Genomic DNA, 19,007 nt, shown 5'->3' with positions numbered 1-19,007 from the left:
TAGATTGTTCTAGCTTGCCCTGCAAGCGCCGCAAGACGGGTCACAGGGTCACATCCGCATCTGAAGCTGGCTTGCGCAGCGGCAAGGCAAGGCTAGGAAGGGCCATGGACACGATCATTGACCTGCCGTCGGAAACCGAAACGCTTGCCCTCGGAGCCCGGCTGGCCGGGCTCCTGCGCGCGGGCGATGTGGTTGCGCTGCATGGCGACCTCGGCGCGGGCAAGACGACACTTGTGAGGGGGCTGGTGGGCGCCCTCCTCGGCGAGGGGACTGAGGTGCCTAGCCCGACCTATACGCTGGTGCAGGTCTATGACGGGCCGGACTTTCCGCTCTGGCATTTCGATCTCTACCGGCTTGAAACGCCGGAGGGCGTTGTCGAACTGGGATGGGACGAGACGCAGGAGGGCGCCGCGTTGGTCGAATGGCCGGAGCGGGCGGGCCGGCACCTTCCAGCGAGCCGCCTGGAGGTGTTTCTCGAATTCGCTGGGGAAGGGCGCCGGGCGAGACTGGTGCCGCGCGGCGAAGGCTGGCAGGAACGGCTGGATGGACACCCTGACTGACTCGCGCACTCCCGGTATCGACGCCTTCCTCGCCCGGGCCGGTGACGGGTGGGAGACGGCGCAGCGCGCCCCGCTCGGCCAGGACGCCTCGACCCGGCGCTACATCCGCCTGCACCGGGAGGATGGCGCAACCCGCCTGCTGATGGATGCGCCGCCTGTGGAGGATGATCCTTGCCCGCCGGACGCCGACGCCGAGACGCGCCGCCGGATGGGCTGGAATGCGATGACGCGGCTGGCCGCCTCGCGCGTTGAGGCGTTTGCGCTGATCTCCGTGCATCTTCGGTCTCTCGGCCTAAACGCGCCTGAGGTGTTTGCGTTTGATGCGGATGGGGGCTTTGCCCTGATCGAGGATTTCGGCGCCGGGCGGGAATTTGCCCGCGTGATAGAGCGCAGCGAGGCGGGCGAGACGGAGCTTTACACCGCCGCCGCGCGCACGCTGGCCACGTTGCACGCTGCGCCGGTGCCCGGCGTGCTCGAAGGGCAGGGCCAGCGCTGGCCGATCCTCGACTTTGACGCGGTGGCGCTCGCAGCCAATGCGGACCTCTATGCGGACTGGCTTCCCGTGGAAGCTGGAGGTGCGGCCCTGACCGGCGCAGCCCGGGCGGCCTGGGAGGCGGAGCGCGACGCGCTGATCGGGCAGGCCATGGCGTTCCCCCGCGTGTTCACGCTGCGCGATTATCATGCCGAGAACCTGCTCTGGCTGCCGGGCGACCGTGTGGGCCTGCTCGATTTCCAGGACGCCGTGCGCGGCTGGGACGCCTGGGACATGGCGATGCTGACACAGGATGCACGCCGGGCCGTTTCGCCGGACGCGGCAGAAGCGGCGATCCGCACACTGCTTGAGCTGACGGGCAGCAGCCGGGAGGCATTCGATGAGCGCCTTGCCGTCATCGGCGCGCTGAATGCGCTGCGTATTGCTGGTGTGTTCTCCCGTCTGCAGTACCGTGACGGGAAGGCGCGCTATGGCCAGTTCCAGCCGCGCCAGCTCTCTCTCCTCGCGCGCAATCTGGAGCATCCGGCGCTGGCGGGGATGCGCCGCTTTGTGCAGCAGACCACGCCGTTCGTGTTCGGAGGGCAGTCATGAGCGCGGCGATGCCACACACTGCGATGGTGCTGGCCGCTGGGCTCGGCACACGGATGCGTCCGCTCACGGATGATCGCCCGAAGCCCCTCGTTGAGGTTGGCGGCAAGAAGCTGATCGAACGGGTCCTCGCGCCCTTCGCCGAGGCAGGCGTGCGCCGGCTGGTCGTCAATGTCCATTACCTCGCCGAACAGGTAGAATCCTATTTCTCCGGGGGCGGACCATTTGAAGTGGTCTTCTCCGATGAGCGCGCAGAGCTGCTAGAAACGGGCGGCGGGCTGGTGAAGGCCCGGCCGTTGCTGGGCGATGATCCGGTCTTTGTCTTCAATACCGACGCGTTCTGGTCGCCGGGATCGCCGGAGCCGCTGAAGGCGCTGGCGGCAGCTTTCGATCCGCAGGCGGAGGATGAGCGCCTTCTGGTCGCCGATATGGGCCGCACGCTCGGCTTTGACGGGGCGGGCGATTTCTTCATGGACGAGGATGGACGCCTGACCCGGCGCGGCGAGGCGCCGTCTGCGCCCTGGGCCTATGCCGGGGTGCGTATCCTGAAGCCTCAGGTCTATGATGGCCGCGCGCCGGTACGTTTCTCAGCCCTGAAGGTCTGGGAAGAGCAGATTGCGGCAGGACGTCTCAAGGGTCTCGCGCTGGACGCGTTCTGGCTGCATGTGGGCGATCCCGGCGCATTGCGGGACGCAGAGATGTGGCTGGGCTGCCATGGCGGCTGAGGCGCTGTTCGGAGACGGGGCGCCGCGCGTGCGGTCCATCCCGCCGGGGGCGGCCTTCCTGAAGGAACTTGCGCGCGCGCTCGCCTCTGAATTCCGGCTTGCAGAGCGCCCCGATGCGCTGGCGGACGCCATTGTCTATGTGCCGAACAAACGCTCCGCGCGCGGACTCCTGCTGGCGTTGTTCGATGCATCTGGAGGTGCGGCGTTGCTGCCACCGGATATCCGCGCCATGGGCGACCTCGACACCGGAGATCCGCCGCCGGTTGCGGAACAGGCCCTCGCCGGCGCCGGGCCGCGCCTCTCCGGCGCACGCCGCCTCGGTGTGCTGGCGGCGCTCGCCCGCAAATACTACCTCACCGAAATGGGGATGGAGCTGACGCCCGCCGCCGCGCTTTCGGCTGCGCGCGAGCTTTCAGAATTGCTGCGTCAGGCCGCGATCAGCGAGGGGGCGGATTGGGAAAAGCTCCGTGATCTGGAGATCGCCGACGTTGCGGGCCATTGGGAACGCGCGGGACGTTTCCTCAGGATACTGACAGAGTTCTGGCCAGACTGGCTGAATGAGCAGGGGGTCGCGGACCCTTACAGCGAGCCCGTTCGCACGGCTGAGTTCCTGCTGGCGCATTGGGAGCAGCACCCGCCCGCAGCGCCGGTGATCATTGCCGGCTCGACCGGCGCGACGCCGGATGGCCGCCTGCTGATGCGGGCGGCGCTGCGCGCGCCGCGCGGGCTGATCGTCCTGCCGGGGCTGGATATGTGGCTTGAGCCTTCCCGCCGGGACGGGATTGTTGCCGCGCCGGGGCATCCGCAGAATGCCCTGCTCAGAACCCTGCAAGACCTTGGATTGCAGCCGGAAGATGTCGCCGGATGGCCCGGCACGGAGCCCGTTCCCCGGGCACGGGCGCGGATACGTCTGATCCAGGAAGCCCTCGCGCCGGCCGATGCCACCGCCGACTGGCGGGAGACGCTTGATCTTCTCTCTGAGGCTGAGGGCCAGTCGATCGAGGGGTTTGTTTCAGACGGGCTCAGCGGCCTCAGTGTGGTCGAGCTGCCGGACGAGGCGTCGGAAGCACGCGCGGCCGCGCTCCTGATGCGGAAGGTTCTGGACGACCCCGGAGAGACCGCCGCGCTGGTGACGCCGGATGCCGGACTTGCCCGGCGGGTCTCAGCCTTGCTTGGCCGCTGGGGCATCAGCGTGCCGCCCTCTGCGCCGGTGCCGCTGGGCAGAACATCGGCAGGCAGCCTTATCGGGCTGTGTGCACGCTGGGCCGCTGATCCCGGAGACCCTGGCGCGCTGGCGGCCGTCCTGAAACATCCGTTCGTGTCGCAGCACCTCGATACGCGAAGGCTGGACCTGTACTTCCTGCGCGGCCCGAGGCGCTGGACCAGCCTTGAAGCGCTCGCGCGCCGGATAGAGACGCTGAAGCGCAATGACCGGCGTGATCCGTTTACGGAGGAAGACCAGACGCATTGCGCCGCACAGGTCCGCCGGCTTGACGGACTCGTGCGCGAAGCGGACGCTGACTTTTCCGCAATCGAAACAATGGATGGCGCGGCTGCCGCCGAACAGGTCGCACGCCTAGCCGGTCTCGTCAGCGCCACGCCCATGCCGTGGACGGGGGAGGATGGGGCGGGGGCCTCGCGTCTGCTGCAGCAGATCGCCGAACTGGCCCCGTTCCTCGGGCCGATGACCCCGCAGGCCTTTGCCGACCTGATTGATACCGAGGCGGCGAACCAGTCGGTCCCGGCGCAGGGGCAGGAACATCCGCGTCTGCGCATTCTGGGGCCGCTGGAGGCGCGTCTTCAGTCTGCGGACAGGATCATTCTTACCGGTCTGAACGAGGATGTCTGGCCGCAGCGGCCGTCGCCGGACAGTTTCCTGCCCCGGCAATTCCGCAAGTCAATTGGACTTCTCGATCCCGAGGAACGTATGGGACTCTCTGCGCATGACTTTGCGCAGCTCGCATCCGCGCCGCAGGTTGTCATGCTTCATGCTGCGCGCCGGGATGACAGCCCGGCGGTCGCCTCGCGCTGGGTCTGGCGCCTGCGGACGCTTGCAACCGCCGCTTTTGCGGAGCGAACGAGCGAGGTGATGCAGGGCGAGGCGCGCGACCTGGCAGGCTGGGTCGCCGCCATTGAGAACCTTGGCAACGGCACGCTTCCGCCGGACTATTCCGCTGAGCCAAAACCGTCGCGCCGGACACCGACGCATTGGCCGGCCCGCCTTTCGGTCACGCGCGTCGATCTTTTGCAGCGCGATCCTTACGCTCTGTGGGCAGAGGATGTGCTTGGGCTGAAAGTCATCGATCCCATCAACAAGCCGCTCGCTGCCAACCTCCGGGGCACAGCGATCCATGCGGCGCTGGAGGCTTTCGAGAAATCAGAGCCCCATCATCAGACAGCGGACCACCTGCTCAATCTGATCCGCGCCGAGCTTGCCGCAGAGGGCGAGCCGGAGGAATCCTGGCTCGGCCGCGAGGCAATCTGGCAGGATGTGGCCGCGTGGTACCTGCGCTGGCGCAGCGATCGCGAACAGCCTGCCGGGATGGAGCTTGAGGCGGGCGGAAATATCGAGCTGGAGATTGCCGGGGCGCCCTTCCGCCTCTCCGCCATGGCCGACCGGGTGGAGTGGAGCGCGGACGGTCGGATCACCGTGGTCGATTACAAGACCGGCACGCCGCCGAGCGACGCAGCCATTGCCGCCGGGTTTGACCAGCAGATGCCCTTGCAGGCCCTGATCGCCCGCAGTGGCGGGTTCAAGGGCGTAGCGGCCGGGCCGGTCGCGGGCCTGGAATATGTGTCCGTGCGCGGCAAGCCTTCGAGCCGCCGGGTCGGGGAGGGCGCGCGCAGCCCGAAATCGCTCGATGAGCTGGTTGCAGAAGCGGACGCAGGCCTTGTCAGGCTGATCTCGCAATACCGGGCGCCCGAGGCAGAGTTTGCCTCGGCGCCGCGGGTTCAGTTCGTGAAGTATGATTATGGCTTCAATCTGCTGGCGCGGCGGGCCGAATGGAACCGCGATACCTCCGGCGGGGAGGGCGGCGATGAGTGAGGCGGCGGAGTTCGATGCCGCGTTCAGGGCGGCGATCGGGGCACAGGCGGCGGCGGCCGATCCCGTCCGCTCCGCCTTCGCGCGGGCCAATGCCGGCAGCGGCAAGACCAAGGTCCTGATCGACCGGGTCGCCCGGCTGCTGCTGCGCCGTCCGGATGGCCGCCCGGGCGCGGCGCCTGAATCCATCCTCTGCATCACCTATACGCGGGCCGCGGCGAACGAAATGCTCACCCGCCTGTTCCGTACGCTGGGCGGCTGGGCCGTGATGGACAATGACCGGCTGCGCGAGACGCTTGGCAAGCTCGAAGGGCGGACGCCGGAGGATTACAGTCTTGATGAGCTCCGCCTCGCGCGGGCGCTGTTCGCACGCGCGCTTGAAACGCCGGGCGGGCTGCGGATCGAGACAATCCATGCCTTTTGTGCACGGATCTTGCGGCGCTTTCCGCTCGAGGCCGGGATCATGCCGGGCTTTGCGGAACTGGAAGAAGCAGACGCCGCGCAGCTTTGGGACGAGGCAAAGGCCCACGCGATCCGAACGGCGGCTAACGAAGCGCCGGGCGCGCTGGCGCTGATCGCGCGGGAAGCCATGAATGAAGGCGCGGCGTCGGCGCTGGATACCCTGCGGCCCGCCATGCGGCCTGTCCTGCGCTTTGCTGGGCAGCATGGCTTTGACCGGGAGGCGATGGATGCGGCCCTGCGTGTTGCCCTCGGCGCGCCGGAGGAGAGCCCCGAGGCACTCATCGCGCGCGCGATGGGGCCAGAGCTACCGCGCGGGGTTCTGCAAGGCGCGATGGAGGCGCTGCTGGCGGGATCAAAGACCGACCGGGAACGGGGCGAAGACCTCGCCGCTGTTCTGGAGGCCGCAGATGCCTCAGCCGCATGGGCGGCCTATACGCGCTTCTTCCTGACACAGAAGGGGGAGTTCCGGGCCAGCAATCCGTATACGGTCAAGACAGCACAGCTCAATCCGGACCTTGAGGAATACTTTCAGGTCAAGGGGGGTGAAGGCCGCGAGACGGCCCGGATTCGCGAATTGATCGGGCTTCTGAAAAGCGCGAAGGCCTTTACGCGGACCTCTGCCTTGCTGCGCACCGGCCTGCCGGCGCTTGAGCATTACCGCGATGCGAAGGCCCGGCGCGGCGCGCTGGACTTCGACGATCTGATCACCCGCACCCGTGAGCTGTTCGAGGCCGATGGCCTGTCCAGCTGGGCGCTCTACAAGCTCGAAGGCCGCCTCTCGCATGTGCTGATTGATGAAGCGCAGGATACGAGCCCCGAACAGTGGGAACTGATCCGTGCGCTGACACATGAATTCACGTCCGGCGAAGGGCGCGACTATGCGCAGGATCCCCGGACGATGTTCATCGTCGGCGATGAGAAACAGTCGATCTATTCCTTCCAGGGTGCAGACCCGGGCCAGCTGATCCGGGAGACGCGCCAGCTATCAGGTTCCGCCGCCGGGGCCACCGGGGTAGAGATGCTGATGTCGTTCCGTTCCTCGCCGGAAATCCTCGGCTTTGTCGACCGGGTCTGGAACTCGGCCCCGCCGATTGATATGCCATTTGCCGCAACTGATCCGTCTACGGCGCATGATATCCGCCATACGGCAAGCCGCTGGCAGGAGCCCGGCTGTGTCGAGCTGTGGCCGATCCCGGCAAGGGCAGACGAAGAGGATCCTGACGCCTGGGAACGCCCCGTGAATATCGTGCGCTCCACATCGCCCAAGGCGGAGCTTGCTGGCCGCATCGCCCGGCAGATCGGGAAAATGATCGCGGCGGGCGAACAGGTCTGGGAGGACGGCGTACGCCGGGCGATGCGGCCGGAGGATGTGCTGATCCTCGTCGGCAAGCGGCAGGGCGGCCTGTTTGAATCCATCATATCGGCGCTGAAGGGTGAGGGGCTTCCCGTGGCCGGGGCCGACCGGCTGATCCTGTCGGACTTCATCGGCGTGCAGGATTGCCTGAACCTCCTGCGCTTCGCCGCGCTCGATATGCGCGACCTGACGCTGGCCGAGATCCTTCGCGGGCCATTCTGCGGGCTGGTGGACGATGATCGCTACCTGTTCCCGCTCGCCTCTGCGCGCGCACGGGGCGAGACGCTCTGGTCCCGGGTCCAGACCAGCGACGATCCGGATGTCCAGGCAGCGGCGGCCTTCCTGCGCGGGCTGAAGGCGCGCGCGCACCTGCCGCCTTATGAGTTCCTGAGTGAAGTCCTCGACCGGCCTGTCGCAGGGGGGCAGACGGGCTGGGAGAGGCTCAACGCCCGGCTCGGCACGCCTGCGCGCGATCCGGTCGAAGCGCTGCTGGCGCGCGCGCTGGCACATGACACATCTGCCCCAGCCTCGCTGCAGGCATTTGTCGATGCGATGGAGGCCGAGCAGATCGAGATCAAGCGCGACCTCGCGGATGCCGGGCGCGAGATCAGGGTGATGACGGTGCACGGGGCCAAGGGCCTGCAGGCGCCGGTCGTGATTCTTCCAGACACCACTTCCAAGCCCAAGACCAGTGCGCCGCCGATCCTTGAAACCGAAGGCGCCCTCGTCTGGGTACCCCGCAAGGATACGGACATTCCGGCAAGTGAGGCCGAGCGCCTCATCGCCGAGGCCCGCGCCCGCGAGGAACATCGCCGCCTGCTCTATGTGGCGCTGACGCGCGCGCAGGACCGGCTGATCATTGCCGGCCACTGGTATGGCCCGGCGGGCGAGGACAAGCCCGGCTATCATGAGGAGTCCTGGTATGCGCTCTGCGCCGGGGCCATGGACGAGCTGCCCCATGAGGAACTTGACGACGGGGTCCGCCGCTTTGGCCGGATCTGGACCGGCGCGGCAGAGGGGCAGGGCGCGGCCAGCAGGGCCAGGGACCTGCCGGTTTGGGCGCTTCAGCCGCCGGCGCAAGAGCCGCTGGCCCGGCGGGTGTCCGCCCCGACAAGCCTGCTGGGCCCCGGAATGCGCGTCGTTGCGCCCTTCGATGCCGGGCGGGAAGCGCGGCTGAGGCGCGGGCGGATCATCCACGCCCTGCTGCAATACCTGCCGGAGTTGCCGGAGGATCGGCGGGAGGCAGCTGCAGCAGCCTATCTTCAGAAAGAGCTGGCGCTTTCAGACGCAGAACGGGCGGAGATGCTGGCCTCTGCCTTCGGTATCCTCAATGATCCCGCCCTTGGCGGGCTGTTCCAGCCGGGCGGGCGCGCGGAAGCAGCCATCCTCGGCGCGGCGCCGGACCTGCCGGCGGGCCTCGTCATCAATGGCCGGGTGGACCGGCTGGTGGTGACGCCGGAGGAGGTGATGATCATCGATTACAAGACCGACCAGCCCGCTCCGGACCGGCCGGAACAGGTGGGCGAGGGCTATATCGCCCAGATGGCTGCCTACTGGGCCGTGCTGCGCCAGGCCTATCCAGGCCGGCGCGTGACGGCAGCGCTCTGCTGGACGGATGGGCCGAAACTGATGCCCTTGCCGGAGGCGCTGCTATCAGCTGCGCTCACAAGTGCGCGCAGCGAGGTTTGACTTAGCCCAAGAGTCCCTATGTACCGGACTTGAAAACGACAGACGGCAGAAGGAGCCGCAGACATGGCAGCCATCAATGTGAGCGAAGACGAGTTCGACGGTGTCGTCACGGGCTCGGATATTCCGGTAGTTGTGGATTTCTGGGCCGAATGGTGCGGCCCTTGTAAGCAGATGACGCCGCATCTGGAGGCCGTTGCCACCGAGATGGAAGGCAAGGTCAAGATCGTGAAGGTGAATGTCGACGACCATCCGCTGGTCGGCGCACGCTATGGCGTGCGCGGCCTGCCGACGCTGCTGATGTTCAAGGGCGGCAAGGTGGCGGCAACCCGCAACGGCGCCATGAACCGCCAGGCGCTGACCGACTGGATCAAGCAGAGCCTCTGATCTGGCTGGGAGCGGGGGCCTTCAGGCCGTCTCGCTCGTCAGCGACACGAACACGTCTTCAAGGTCGGGGGACTCTGTCGAGAGGTCCCCGATTGCGATTCCGGATGTGCGCACCCGCTCCAGCAGCCGGCCAATGCCCGTTTCTGCCGTCTTGAAGGTGATGGCGAGCGATCCGTCCGGGCGGATCACGGCGTCGAGTCCGGCAAGATCAGCGGGCAGGGCGCTGAGCGGCTCTTTCGGCTGGATCACCAGCGTCTTGTAGTCGAGGCGCGAGAGCAGCCGGGCCGTCGGCTCGCAGGCGACGATTTCGCCGTGATTGACGATGGCGATGGTGTCGCAGAGCTCCTCGGCTTCTTCGAGGTAGTGCGTGGTGAGAATGATCGTCGTGCCGCGGTCGTGCAACTCGCGCACATAATCCCACAGCAGGCGGCGCAGCTCGACATCCACCCCGGCGGTCGGCTCGTCGAGAATCAGCACCGGCGGCGCATGGACAAGCGCCTTGGCCACCATCAGCCGCCGCTTCATGCCGCCCGATAGCTGGCGGACATAAGCGTCCTTCTTGTCCTCAAGGCCCAGCGCCGCGAGAATCTCGACGCTCCGGCGCTCGGCCTTCGGCACACCGTAGAAGCCCGCCATCAGTTCCAGCATCTCGAACGGGGTGAAGAAGGGGTCAGCGACCACTTCCTGATTCACGACGCCAATGGCCGCCCGGCTCTGGCGCGGATGCTGGTCGATATCGAGGTCCCAGATTCGCACGCTGCCGGATGTTTTCCGGACGAGCCCGGCAAGGATGTTGATGAAGGTCGACTTGCCCGCGCCATTCGGCCCCAGCAGGCCGAAGATGGAGCCTGTCGGAATAGCCAGGCTGATCCCGTTCAGGGCTTGTTTTTCCGGCATTTTTCCGGATGCAGCATAGGTTTTCCGCAGATCGCGGACTTCGATGGCGCAATGCGGTGAGGACATGGGGTCTCGCTGGCAGCAGACAGGGCGCCTTGCGCGCGCCTGACCATGCTTCTAGTTAGGAGCATGCGCGCGCCGCCGCAAGCAATGGCCGGCGAGCGCCCTTGAGGAGTGCCTTTCCCATGCCCGCCAAACGCGATGTGTTCACGCCGCCTGAAATCTCGATGGTGTCCAGCCACAAGGTCTCCTGCAATGGCGGCGGCGGCGCGCTCGGCCACCCGAAGGTCTGGTACGAGATGGGCGATGATGATTTCGTCGAGTGCAAGTATTGCGACCGCCGGTTCATCCTCATCGGCGGCAAGCACGATCCGGCCCGGCAGGGCTGACGGGTTGACCAGAGCGAGGCTCAGTCCATGCGCATCCTGATTGCCGGTGGCGGGGTCGGCGGGCTGACGGCCGCGCTGGCGCTGCTGCGCACGGGGCATGAGGTCAGGGTTTTCGAGCAGGCCGCCCGGTTTGAGGATATCGGCGCCGGCGTCCAGATCAGCCCGAACGGGATGAAGGTGCTCGACCGGCTCGGCGTGTCCGCCCGGGTGGGCCGGGATGCCTTCCGGCCCCGCGCCCAGGAATTCCGCCTTGGCCGCAGCGGCCAGCGCATCTTCGAAATCCCGCTCCGGTCAGAAGCGATCAACCGCTGGGGCGGGGATTACCTGCACATCCACCGCGCCGACCTGTTGTCCGCCCTCTTGGAAGCCGTCCGGGACCTGTCGCCGGAGTCGCTCATAAACGGGCATCAGGTGACCGAGTACCTGCAGGGGGAAAATGGCATCCGCCTGAAATTCGCCTCCGGGGAAAGTGCCAGCGGCGATCTTCTGATCGGCGCTGACGGCATCCATTCTGCCGTCCGGGCGCAGATGCTGGGACCCGAAAAGCCTCGCTTTACCGGCCATGTCGCCTGGCGCACGGTTGTGCCCATCGCCCGGCTTGGAGATTACCCGCCGCCGGAGACGGCCTGCGTCTGGGCCGGCAGCGGCCGCCATGCAGTGACCTACCGCCTGCGGCGGGGCAGCCTTGCGAATTTCGTCGGCGTCGTCGAACGCGATGAACCCGGCGAAGAATCCTGGGGCGCCCCCGGCGCGCGGGAGGATGCAAAGGCGGATTTCCCTGGCTGGCACCCGGTGATTCGCCGGATCATTGATGAAGCGCCGGTTCTGCTGCGCTGGCCGTTGTATGACCGGGCGCCGCTGCCGAAATGGTCGGAGGGCCGGGTCGTGCTGGTCGGCGATGCCTGCCACCCCATGCTGCCCTTCCTGGCGCAGGGCGCCGTCATGGCTATCGAAGACGCCTATGTGCTGGCCGCCGAGATTACGCGGTCTGCCAGCCTGCCCGCTGCCCTCGATGCCTATGAACGTGCCCGTAAGCCTCGGGCGACCCGGGTGCAGGAAACGGCCCGGCAGAATGCCCGGATCTTCCACCGCTCCAATCCGTTCATGAAGCTCGGAACCTATGGGCCGATGATGGCCGCCGGGCGTCTCCTGCCGGGCATCATCCATGGGCGCCATGACTGGCTTTATGGCCAAGACGTGACCGCGGCGGCCTGATCGCAGGCTTTCGCTGACAGGAGGTTCCTGCAAAGAGAGGAACCATCCAGATTGAGGAGCCAACCCGAACCATGCTGTCCGTCCTCGACATTTTCCGCGTTGGCATCGGCCCGTCGAGCTCGCATACGGTCGGGCCGATCCGGATTGCGGGCCGCTTCATGTCAGGCCTTGAGACCGGCGGGCATCTCGGCGCGGTTCAGCGGATAGAGGTTGAGCTTCAGGGCTCGCTCGCCCTGACCGGTGAAGGACATGCCACACCCAAGGCGGTGATCCTCGGCCTGCTGGGACTTGAGCCCGAGACACTCGATCCGGAGGCAGCCGACCGGGCGGTCGCCGAGGTACGGGCGAGCAAACACCTGCCGCTGAAGGATGGCCGTAGCCTCGCTTTTGATCCGCAGTCGGATATCCGCTTCGCCTACGAAATCCTGCCCGACCTGCACCCGAACGGAATGCGCCTGCGCGCCTTCAGCGAGGGCGGCGAGGTGATCGCGGACGAGACATGGTATTCCACGGGCGGCGGCTTCATTGCCTCCCGGCGCCAGCTCGAAAAGCCTGTCACCGGAGACATCGTGCCTGCGGGCCGCGCGGTCCCGCATCCGTTCACGTCGGCCGCCGAGCTGCTCGCCACCTGCGAAGCGCAGGGCATCAGCATCGACGCAGTGATCCTCGCAAACGAAGACGCCATGCGCCCCCGCGCAGAGACAGAAGCCTCTCTGGACCGGATCGCAGGCGTCATGATGGCCTGTATCGACCGGGGACTTGCCCGGACCGGCACCTTGCCGGGCGATCTTAAAGTGCGCCGCCGCGCGCCGGAAATCTGGCAGCGTCTGCAGACCGCGCCGCCCTCGAATGAGCGCGAGCAGCTGTTCGACTGGCTGAACGTCTACGCCATGGCGGTGAATGAGGAGAACGCCGCCGGCGGTCAGGTGGTCACCGCCCCGACAAATGGGGCGGCGGGCATCATCCCGGCTGTGATCCGCCATTACTGCGCAGATACCGCCGACGCCCCAGCGCGTATCCGGCGATTTCTGCTGACCGCCGGCGGCATAGGGCTGCTCTACAAGCAGCGCGCCTCCATTTCCGGGGCGGAGATGGGCTGCCAGGGTGAGGTTGGCGTTGCCTGCTCGATGGCCGCAGGTGGCCTCGCGGCGATCTGGGGCGGCACGCCGCAGCAGGTCGCCAATGCAGCGGAGATCGGCATGGAACACAATCTCGGCCTGACGTGCGATCCCGTGGGCGGTCTTGTCCAGATCCCCTGCATCGAGCGCAATGCCATCGGCGCGGTGAAAGCCGCCAATGCCGCGCGCCTTGCGCTCCATTCGCTGGAGCAGACCAAGGTATCTCTCGACCAGGTAATCGAGACAATGCGCCAGACCGGTCTCGACATGTCCACCAAGTATAAGGAGACCAGCCAGGGCGGGCTCGCGGTCAATGTGATCGAGTGCTGAGCGCGGCTGACACGAAATCTTATCAATTCCGACACGCAAGTGTAGCGGAACGCTTCTAGCCCTGCGTCGCAACTGACACGGGGCTGTCACCAAGATGCATGATCCGAAGCTCGTCTACTCCCTGGAAATCCGGGTGATCGATCTGGAACAGAAGGTCGAGGCGCTCGAAAGCACACTCCGCGAGATTACCTCGGGCCGTGTGAAGGCGACCGATCCCGCCATCGTGCCCCTGCCTCCGGCCCTCCTGAAGCGGATCAGCGAAGGCGAGCATCCTGTGCGCGTCGTGCGCCAGTTCCGCCTGATGACGCAGCGCGAGCTGGGCGAACTCTGCGGCATCCGCCCGAACCACATCTCCGCGATCGAGCGGGGCATGTCCTATGGCCTCAAGACTGCCCGGCGCCTTGCCGAGGCGCTTGCCGTGCCGGTCGACCTGCTGACCTGATCCGTCAGCGGCCCATACAGGCACTGATCCCGCTGACGGGCAGGACTGTTTCCCAGCCATCACGGCCCCGGATGACCACACGGCCGCCCTCGACCCGCTGGCCCTGTTCGAGGGTCTCACCCGGCCGGAAGGTCAGGCTCACCTCCAGCGCAGCGTCCGGCGAAACATAGTCGCTGGCGGTCAGGAACTGGCCGAAAATGTCACCATGCGCATCGACCTGGGTGAGGGTGACGGCCCGGCTCTCATGCCAGAGTTCCGCGCGCCCAGACGCAGCCCGGGTGAAGAACACGAATTTCTGCGGCGGGGTCATGCTCCACAGGAAGAGCCCGCACTCGCCCGGCGCCAGCCTCTGCGCGGGCAGGCCAGCTTCCGGCACATCCTGCAACGGGCTCGCGGCGCGGGCCGCCACAGCCGCAGGCGACTGAGCCGGCGATGACGTACAGGCGGCGACAGCACTGACGGCAAGAATGACTGCAAGAACACGGATCATGGCTGAACCTCGGAAGGAGCGGCTGGGTAGCGGTACACAAAGGCACTGCCATCGGGAACGAAACCCGCAATCGGCAGCGCATACTGGAAATCCTGCGGGATAAAGCCTGAGATGCGTGCCTCCATCGAGCCCGTCCGGCGCAGGCTGAACCTTGCGAGTGTATCGACCCGTGTGCCGGAGGCGCTCTGGGCTTCAAACGGAATACCAAGGTCCGGCCCGAGGCAACCGATCGTGCCCGTCATTTCCGGCCAGCCGGGACCCAGCAGCGCCTGATTGAGGGTCAGGGCATTGCTCGTGCTGCGGCCTTCGGCATGGTGGCACTCGCCATTGCGGAAGCGGATCAGCGGACCGTCAATCCGCGCCTCGCCGCCTGATTGCCGGATCCACAGCGCAAGGCCGTCAATAGCCGCAAAGTCGAACCGGATGGCATAGTCCCGCACCTCGATTGTCCCGCCGGGGAAGACGGCCGCCCGCCCGGTGCCGGAGCCGGCAGGACCTGACCAGCTGAAATCATACTCTGCGCCGAACCGAAGGAGCGTCGCCGGACGCAGCTTCAGCGTGCCATCGCCCAGGAGCTCGGTTCCCGCGCGCAGGCCCCGGATCTGCCCGCCGGCCAGCGTCCCGTCGGCAGCCATCCAGCTCAGGCCCCGCTCTTCTGCGCCCGCAATCTTCAGGATCGTCGCGAGCGGCATGAAATAGACGAGGCCGATCAGAAGCCCCGCCAGCAGGAACAGCACGACCAGAAGAGCTCTCAAGGCGTGGCTCCTGTCACAAACTCGATCACGGCGTTGACGCGGCCATCTTCCGCCGCCGTCAGGCTGGCAGAGGACACCGTGATCCCCTCCGCTGTTTCCAGTCCAAGGGTCCAGGCAAAGACTGCCGATGGGTCGGCGCCGGGCAGGTCAAGCTGCAGCCGCCCGGGGGCGGGCTGGCGCGTGTCTGCCACGATCAGTCCGGCATCCGAGGCACGCGATATCGCGATGCGGCGCAGCGTTTCGGCATCCCGCGCCGGCCGCATGGGCCGGGGGCCGCCGGTTTCCGCAGCCATCGCAGCGATCCGGTCAAGGCGCGCAAGCGTCTGCACGGCGCGCTCCTGTTCCAGTGTGGCCTCTGCCTTGCGCGCCGCCGCCGGCACCAGCAGGAACTGCCACCAGAGAGCGCCTGTCAGCAGCAGGGCTGCCAGAGCAATCAACAGCTTCTCCCGTCCGCTGCGCGTGTCCCACCAGGCAGTCATGTCGGGGTCCCCAGCTTGACCCGCACCAGCAATCCCGCGCTTGAAGCGGGGTCAATCTCGGCGCTGACACGATAGGCCGTCTGTCCAAGAGGCCCGGTCAGCAAGCCGATATCATCATACCGTTCAATCAGGATGTCTGCCTGCAGCTCTCCGGTCGCCTGATCAAATCTCAGCGCCTCCAGCCGCGAACCGGACGTGGCTGCCAGCGCATTGAACAGGGCCGATGCGGCTCCATGGAAATCGGATGTATGCGCTTCACCCGGCGAAGCCAGCAGCTGGCGCGTCGTCTGATCGAGGTCGGCGGGCAGGGGCGCGCCCGGGAAAAGCTCGGTGTATCGGCGCGCTGCATCCTGGCGCAGCGCTTCTGCTGCGGCGCTGCGCTGCGCGGCGTCGGCATATTGCGTGACAGTCCAGAGCACAATCGCGGCGAGGCCCAGCCCGGCAGCCAGGCCCCAGGCACGCAGTCCGGTTTCCGCGTCTCGCTTCACCGCATAGGGGCCCGTCCGGAGGTCCACGAGGTTTGCCTGCCGCGCCCGCCCCGCCAGCCAGAGGAGGCGGCTGGCAGCCCGTTCACCCGGTTCGCCGGCCTCGCCCGGCACGGCGCTGCGAAGAACTTCGGGCAGGCGGTGATCCACCGCCACGATCCGGTCTCCCTGCCGGGTGAGGATGTGTTCGGGAAAGGCAACACTGCTGAGGCCGGCATCCAATAACGCCTGCTCCGGCACCAGCCGCGCCTCCTTGTAGCCGGCATCCCCGAGTTGTGCGACCCAGGCGGCCATCAGGGTGCGGTCCACGGCATAGATGTCGCGCTGCTGGCTGTCCTTCCGCCTTGGGCCGAGCGCGAGGTGCACATCCTCGACCGGCTGGGCGAGCTCATCTTCAATGGCATAGGGCGCCGCGAGCAGCGCTTCGCTGTCACTTCGCGCCGGCAGCGGCGGGCAGAAATGCGCGACGCGGCTCGCCGGGGCAATCGCAGTGACGGCGGCGCGCTTTTCGGTCCGCACGGGCGAGGGCACCGGCTCCAGCAGTCCCGCGCGTTCCCGCAGCACTTCCAGCGGCCCGCCCGGTTCGTCCGGGAGCGCGACAAAGACCTCGTTTGCCATCAGTCTTCTCCCAGACGCCGCCAGATCGTGCGCGGTGCCTGCCCCTCGCTCGCCGAGATGATAAAGTCAAACGGCCAGGTGCCGCCATCGGTCGAGATCAGTCCGCTGGCTGCAAAGACGGTGGTTGAGACCGAGATCGCCGAGCTGGCCTTTGCCCCCGCCGGTAGTGTCCGGATATCGGGAAGTGCCTCAAAATCCTCGACGCTGCGCCAGCCGCCAGTGGGGCGTTGCTCGAGCAGCCGCTCCGCCGTCTGCAGGCGCAGATCCGGCGCATAGAGCGCGCGCAGCAGTGGCGCCTGTTCGGGCTTCAGCGTGTTGAGGTTGAGCGCCGCCTGCGCCGGGCCGGGCAGGGCGCAGACCAGCGGGGCAAGCGCCTCGCGAAGCGCCGGTGTGTAGCCGAGGATGGCGGCCAGCTCTCTCGGGCTTTCGAGCGGCCCGTTCGCTGTCCGGTAGGGCGGATCGAGGGACAGGTAATACTCATCCTCCGCCCCGCGCGCCCGGGGCGTGGAATCCGCATCGATCCAGTCCGCCAGCGTGTCGGCAAGGGCCGAGGCATCGCCCTCCGGTACGCCGATGCCGTCGAGAAGACGGATCATGCCAGTACGCGCCGTCAGCACACCGGCATCACTGGCAGAGGCGAAACTGTTCAGGTTTAAGCAGTTCGCGGCGTCTTCCACGGACAGGCTGATGACGCCGCCCCGGGCCGCGAAAGCGACCGGTTCGCCGAGGCCCGGCGTCAGCACGTTCACCTGACCGGCTGTCGTGCGCATCAGGTCGGCTATGGCGCTGCGGGCGAGCGCTTCGGCGGATAGCGCGGCCCAGCCGGCATCCGCACGCCTTGCGGCCGCGCGGGAGGTGTCTGTCTGCCGCGCGATGGCAGCCGATGCGACAACCGCCGCTGCAGACAGGGCCGCAACGACCAGGAGGACGGACAGCAGGGCTGCGCCTTTTTCATCTGAGCGCTGGCGGCGAGCAGCCTTCATTGGCGCAGCCCCAGGCGGAAGCGCGCCGTCAACTCATCCTCACGGTTGAAGCGGAAGGTCAGTTCCAGCTTGTCGGGCAGGGCGTCCGCGCCGCTGCCGGCATCCGCCATCCAGTCCCCCCGCCAGCTACTGACGCGCCCATACCGGACACTCAGGCCTTCCAGCCCCTCCAGCAACCTCTGCTCCACAACCGGCGTCGCCGGCCCGGGGTCTGGCGACCGCCAGGACCGGCGGATCAGGGCGCCCTGCTCAAACGCATATTCGACCCGTTGCAGGTCGCTGCGGCCGGCGGCGCCGCCCGGATCGGCCCAGCCATTGCGCACGAAACTGAAGAGCCGTCCGCTGGCGGCAGAAGCCCGTCCGTCAAAGGGTGTCAGGGTCTCGGTGCCCATCCCTGTGCGCGCCGTGCGGCCCGTGAACGCTTCCAGATCATGGCGGATCGCCGCCAGCGCCGCCTCGATCTCCCTCGCATCGGCGCCGCGCGCTTCGACCATCTGCGCGCCGCGCAGCGCCTGGATCAGCATTCCCGAGCCGGCGGTGGCGATCACCGCAATCAGGAACAACGAAATCAGCGTTTCCAGCAGGGTCATGCCGGCTTCGGGGCCTGCGGCGCGTTTCATGGCGCACCCTCCGCCACATGCAGGAAGCTGACATGGCCCGCCACGCGGTCACTGCCGGCGGGGCGCACCCGGATATCGACCTGGATAAGGCCATCCCGGCCTGCCGGCACGACGATACGCTCCCAAACATACGTCTGCTGGCGCTGGGTTTCCTCGCCGCTGGACGTCCCGGGGCGCTGCTTTGCAGGGTCCGTCAGCGTGTCCACAGCAATGTTTTCCGCCACTTGCCGCGCCAGGACCCGGTCTCCGAGGTCCCGGCTGATCCGCACCGAATTCGTATTGAGCGAGATCAGCCCGACCGCCGCCGTGCTGAACACGGCAAGCGCAACCAGCGCCTCCAGCAGCGTGAATCCCGCTTCCTGCCTCATCGCCGGGGTCCGTCCACGTGGATGCCCTCAGCCGTCACAGTCAGCGTATGACGGGTGCTGCCCGCGGACAAGGAGAGTTGCGCCTCCCGCGTATGGCCCAGGGGATCGAAGATGATCTGCGGCACGTCCGGGTCCGCCGCCTCGAGGCTGCGCCTTGCCGGCCGTGCCTCGGTCCAGGCGAGCGTCAGCCCGCCGGGAAAGCTGCGCGCCTGACGCGGCACGGCCTGCCAATCCCCGGCCTGCCAGATGACGGGTTCATAGCGATCCGCCGACAGACGAAGGCCGGCCGGCGTCCCGCTGATGCGTGCCCGCTCAGCGGTCACCTCGGCGGTCTGTATGAGGCGCTGGAATTCCACGCGCGCCGGATCGGCTGGCCGCGCCGTCAGCACGATCAGGCTGGAGGCGACCCCGACAATGGCCAGCGCCACGAGCATCTCGATCAGAGAAAACCCGGCCGAGGCCCGCCTGTCCGGGCCTTGCCGATGGCTGAGGCGAGGCGGGCTGGACGCGGCCATGCAGG

At 67.3% G+C, this 19,007-nt stretch carries 19 protein-coding genes; 10 read left to right on the top strand and 9 right to left on the bottom strand.

What is annotated here, in order from left to right:
• Positions 1-104: 104 nt before the first annotated feature.
• From tsaE to trxA, 6 genes are all read left to right on the top strand, one after another.
• Entirely contained in the window at positions 105-560 is a 456-nt protein-coding gene (gene tsaE, locus ACK4SV_RS06845) for a tRNA (adenosine(37)-N6)-threonylcarbamoyltransferase complex ATPase subunit type 1 TsaE (protein WP_409917068.1), read from the top strand.
• On the top strand, positions 544-1,644 hold the full coding sequence (locus ACK4SV_RS06840) for an aminoglycoside phosphotransferase family protein (protein ID WP_409917067.1): 1,101 nt from the start codon (positions 544-546) through the stop codon (positions 1,642-1,644). The genes tsaE and ACK4SV_RS06840 overlap by 17 nt, the downstream gene beginning before the upstream one ends.
• Positions 1,641-2,366 carry a nucleotidyltransferase family protein gene (locus tag ACK4SV_RS06835; protein ID WP_409917066.1) on the top strand — a complete coding sequence of 242 codons (726 nt, stop codon included), beginning with the start codon at positions 1,641-1,643 and terminating at the stop codon, positions 2,364-2,366. The genes ACK4SV_RS06840 and ACK4SV_RS06835 overlap by 4 nt, the downstream gene beginning before the upstream one ends.
• Positions 2,356-5,412, top strand: a complete 3,057-nt coding sequence (gene addB / locus ACK4SV_RS06830; protein ID WP_409917065.1) for a double-strand break repair protein AddB — start codon at positions 2,356-2,358, stop codon at positions 5,410-5,412. Before ACK4SV_RS06835 ends, addB begins: the two co-directional genes overlap by 11 nt.
• Entirely contained in the window at positions 5,405-8,914 is a 3,510-nt protein-coding gene (gene addA / locus ACK4SV_RS06825; RefSeq protein ID WP_409917064.1) for a double-strand break repair helicase AddA, read from the top strand. The genes addB and addA overlap by 8 nt, the downstream gene beginning before the upstream one ends.
• Positions 8,915-8,977: 63 nt before the next feature.
• Positions 8,978-9,298 carry a thioredoxin gene (trxA, locus tag ACK4SV_RS06820; protein WP_409917063.1) on the top strand — a complete coding sequence of 107 codons (321 nt, stop codon included), beginning with the start codon at positions 8,978-8,980 and terminating at the stop codon, positions 9,296-9,298.
• 21 nt (positions 9,299-9,319) lie between these two features.
• Here trxA and ACK4SV_RS06815 read toward each other — a convergent pair whose 3' ends face one another.
• The gene (locus ACK4SV_RS06815) at positions 9,320-10,261 is read right to left on the bottom strand and encodes an ABC transporter ATP-binding protein (protein WP_409917062.1); all 942 of its coding nucleotides are present in this window, start codon (positions 10,259-10,261) and stop codon (positions 9,320-9,322) included.
• 119 nt (positions 10,262-10,380) lie between these two features.
• Here ACK4SV_RS06815 and ACK4SV_RS06810 point away from each other — a divergent pair, with 119 nt between their 5' ends.
• From ACK4SV_RS06810 to ACK4SV_RS06795, 4 genes are all read left to right on the top strand, one after another.
• Positions 10,381-10,584, top strand: a complete 204-nt coding sequence (locus ACK4SV_RS06810) for a zinc-finger domain-containing protein (RefSeq protein ID WP_409917061.1) — start codon at positions 10,381-10,383, stop codon at positions 10,582-10,584.
• 27 nt (positions 10,585-10,611) lie between these two features.
• Positions 10,612-11,799, top strand: a complete 1,188-nt coding sequence (locus tag ACK4SV_RS06805) for an FAD-dependent monooxygenase (protein WP_409917060.1) — start codon at positions 10,612-10,614, stop codon at positions 11,797-11,799.
• A 71-nt stretch (positions 11,800-11,870) separates the two neighbouring features.
• On the top strand, positions 11,871-13,247 hold the full coding sequence (locus ACK4SV_RS06800) for an L-serine ammonia-lyase (RefSeq protein WP_409917059.1): 1,377 nt from the start codon (positions 11,871-11,873) through the stop codon (positions 13,245-13,247).
• 94 nt (positions 13,248-13,341) lie between these two features.
• Positions 13,342-13,689, top strand: coding sequence for a helix-turn-helix domain-containing protein (locus ACK4SV_RS06795; RefSeq protein ID WP_409917058.1), 348 nt, complete (start codon positions 13,342-13,344; stop codon positions 13,687-13,689).
• Positions 13,690-13,693: 4 nt separating this feature from the next.
• Here the strand turns inward: ACK4SV_RS06795 and ACK4SV_RS06790 are convergent, their stop codons facing one another.
• From ACK4SV_RS06790 to ACK4SV_RS06755, 8 genes are read right to left on the bottom strand one after another with little or no spacing between them, the layout of a single operon-like run.
• Positions 13,694-14,179 (bottom strand): hypothetical protein, encoded by a 486-nt coding sequence (locus ACK4SV_RS06790; protein WP_409917057.1) that lies wholly within the window; start codon positions 14,177-14,179, stop codon positions 13,694-13,696.
• Positions 14,176-14,934 (bottom strand): type II secretion system protein N, encoded by a 759-nt coding sequence (gspN, locus tag ACK4SV_RS06785; RefSeq protein WP_409917056.1) that lies wholly within the window; start codon positions 14,932-14,934, stop codon positions 14,176-14,178. The genes ACK4SV_RS06790 and gspN overlap by 4 nt, the downstream gene beginning before the upstream one ends.
• Complete coding sequence (gene gspM / locus ACK4SV_RS06780) at positions 14,931-15,413, bottom strand: type II secretion system protein GspM (protein WP_409917055.1); 483 nt, start codon at positions 15,411-15,413, stop codon at positions 14,931-14,933. The genes gspN and gspM overlap by 4 nt, the downstream gene beginning before the upstream one ends.
• Complete coding sequence (gene gspL / locus ACK4SV_RS06775; RefSeq protein ID WP_409917054.1) at positions 15,410-16,516, bottom strand: type II secretion system protein GspL; 1,107 nt, start codon at positions 16,514-16,516, stop codon at positions 15,410-15,412. Before gspL ends, gspM begins: the two co-directional genes overlap by 4 nt.
• On the bottom strand, positions 16,516-17,499 hold the full coding sequence (gene gspK, locus ACK4SV_RS06770; protein ID WP_409917053.1) for a type II secretion system minor pseudopilin GspK: 984 nt from the start codon (positions 17,497-17,499) through the stop codon (positions 16,516-16,518). The genes gspL and gspK overlap by 1 nt, the downstream gene beginning before the upstream one ends.
• Positions 17,496-18,119 (bottom strand): type II secretion system minor pseudopilin GspJ, encoded by a 624-nt coding sequence (gene gspJ / locus ACK4SV_RS06765; RefSeq protein WP_409917052.1) that lies wholly within the window; start codon positions 18,117-18,119, stop codon positions 17,496-17,498. Before gspJ ends, gspK begins: the two co-directional genes overlap by 4 nt.
• Complete coding sequence (gene gspI, locus ACK4SV_RS06760; RefSeq protein ID WP_409917051.1) at positions 18,116-18,487, bottom strand: type II secretion system minor pseudopilin GspI; 372 nt, start codon at positions 18,485-18,487, stop codon at positions 18,116-18,118. The genes gspJ and gspI overlap by 4 nt, the downstream gene beginning before the upstream one ends.
• Positions 18,484-19,002 carry a prepilin-type N-terminal cleavage/methylation domain-containing protein gene (locus ACK4SV_RS06755; protein ID WP_409917050.1) on the bottom strand — a complete coding sequence of 173 codons (519 nt, stop codon included), beginning with the start codon at positions 19,000-19,002 and terminating at the stop codon, positions 18,484-18,486. The genes gspI and ACK4SV_RS06755 overlap by 4 nt, the downstream gene beginning before the upstream one ends.
• Between the last annotated feature and the right edge of the window lie 5 nt (positions 19,003-19,007).

Origin of the sequence: Hyphomonas sp. (genome assembly GCF_046313735.1) — a bacterium.
GTDB lineage: Bacteria > Pseudomonadota > Alphaproteobacteria > Caulobacterales > Hyphomonadaceae > Hyphomonas.
The sequence above is the reverse complement of the archived record's forward strand: the minus strand, read 5'-3'. Positions and strand labels throughout refer to the sequence as shown.

Coding starts and splice junctions, on each gene's coding strand:
- tsaE (WP_409917068.1), top strand. CDS start 105: ATGGACACGATCATTGACCTGCCGTCGGAAACCGAAACGCTTGCCCTC.
- ACK4SV_RS06840 (WP_409917067.1), top strand. CDS start 544: ATGGACACCCTGACTGACTCGCGCACTCCCGGTATCGACGCCTTCCTC.
- ACK4SV_RS06835 (WP_409917066.1), top strand. CDS start 1,641: ATGAGCGCGGCGATGCCACACACTGCGATGGTGCTGGCCGCTGGGCTC.
- addB (WP_409917065.1), top strand. CDS start 2,356: ATGGCGGCTGAGGCGCTGTTCGGAGACGGGGCGCCGCGCGTGCGGTCC.
- addA (WP_409917064.1), top strand. CDS start 5,405: ATGAGTGAGGCGGCGGAGTTCGATGCCGCGTTCAGGGCGGCGATCGGG.
- trxA (WP_409917063.1), top strand. CDS start 8,978: ATGGCAGCCATCAATGTGAGCGAAGACGAGTTCGACGGTGTCGTCACG.
- ACK4SV_RS06815 (WP_409917062.1), bottom strand. CDS start 10,261: ATGTCCTCACCGCATTGCGCCATCGAAGTCCGCGATCTGCGGAAAACC.
- ACK4SV_RS06810 (WP_409917061.1), top strand. CDS start 10,381: ATGCCCGCCAAACGCGATGTGTTCACGCCGCCTGAAATCTCGATGGTG.
- ACK4SV_RS06805 (WP_409917060.1), top strand. CDS start 10,612: ATGCGCATCCTGATTGCCGGTGGCGGGGTCGGCGGGCTGACGGCCGCG.
- ACK4SV_RS06800 (WP_409917059.1), top strand. CDS start 11,871: ATGCTGTCCGTCCTCGACATTTTCCGCGTTGGCATCGGCCCGTCGAGC.
- ACK4SV_RS06795 (WP_409917058.1), top strand. CDS start 13,342: ATGCATGATCCGAAGCTCGTCTACTCCCTGGAAATCCGGGTGATCGAT.
- ACK4SV_RS06790 (WP_409917057.1), bottom strand. CDS start 14,179: ATGATCCGTGTTCTTGCAGTCATTCTTGCCGTCAGTGCTGTCGCCGCC.
- gspM (WP_409917055.1), bottom strand. CDS start 15,413: ATGACTGCCTGGTGGGACACGCGCAGCGGACGGGAGAAGCTGTTGATT.
- gspL (WP_409917054.1), bottom strand. CDS start 16,516: ATGGCAAACGAGGTCTTTGTCGCGCTCCCGGACGAACCGGGCGGGCCG.
- gspK (WP_409917053.1), bottom strand. CDS start 17,499: ATGAAGGCTGCTCGCCGCCAGCGCTCAGATGAAAAAGGCGCAGCCCTG.
- gspJ (WP_409917052.1), bottom strand. CDS start 18,119: ATGAAACGCGCCGCAGGCCCCGAAGCCGGCATGACCCTGCTGGAAACG.
- gspI (WP_409917051.1), bottom strand. CDS start 18,487: ATGAGGCAGGAAGCGGGATTCACGCTGCTGGAGGCGCTGGTTGCGCTT.
- ACK4SV_RS06755 (WP_409917050.1), bottom strand. CDS start 19,002: ATGGCCGCGTCCAGCCCGCCTCGCCTCAGCCATCGGCAAGGCCCGGAC.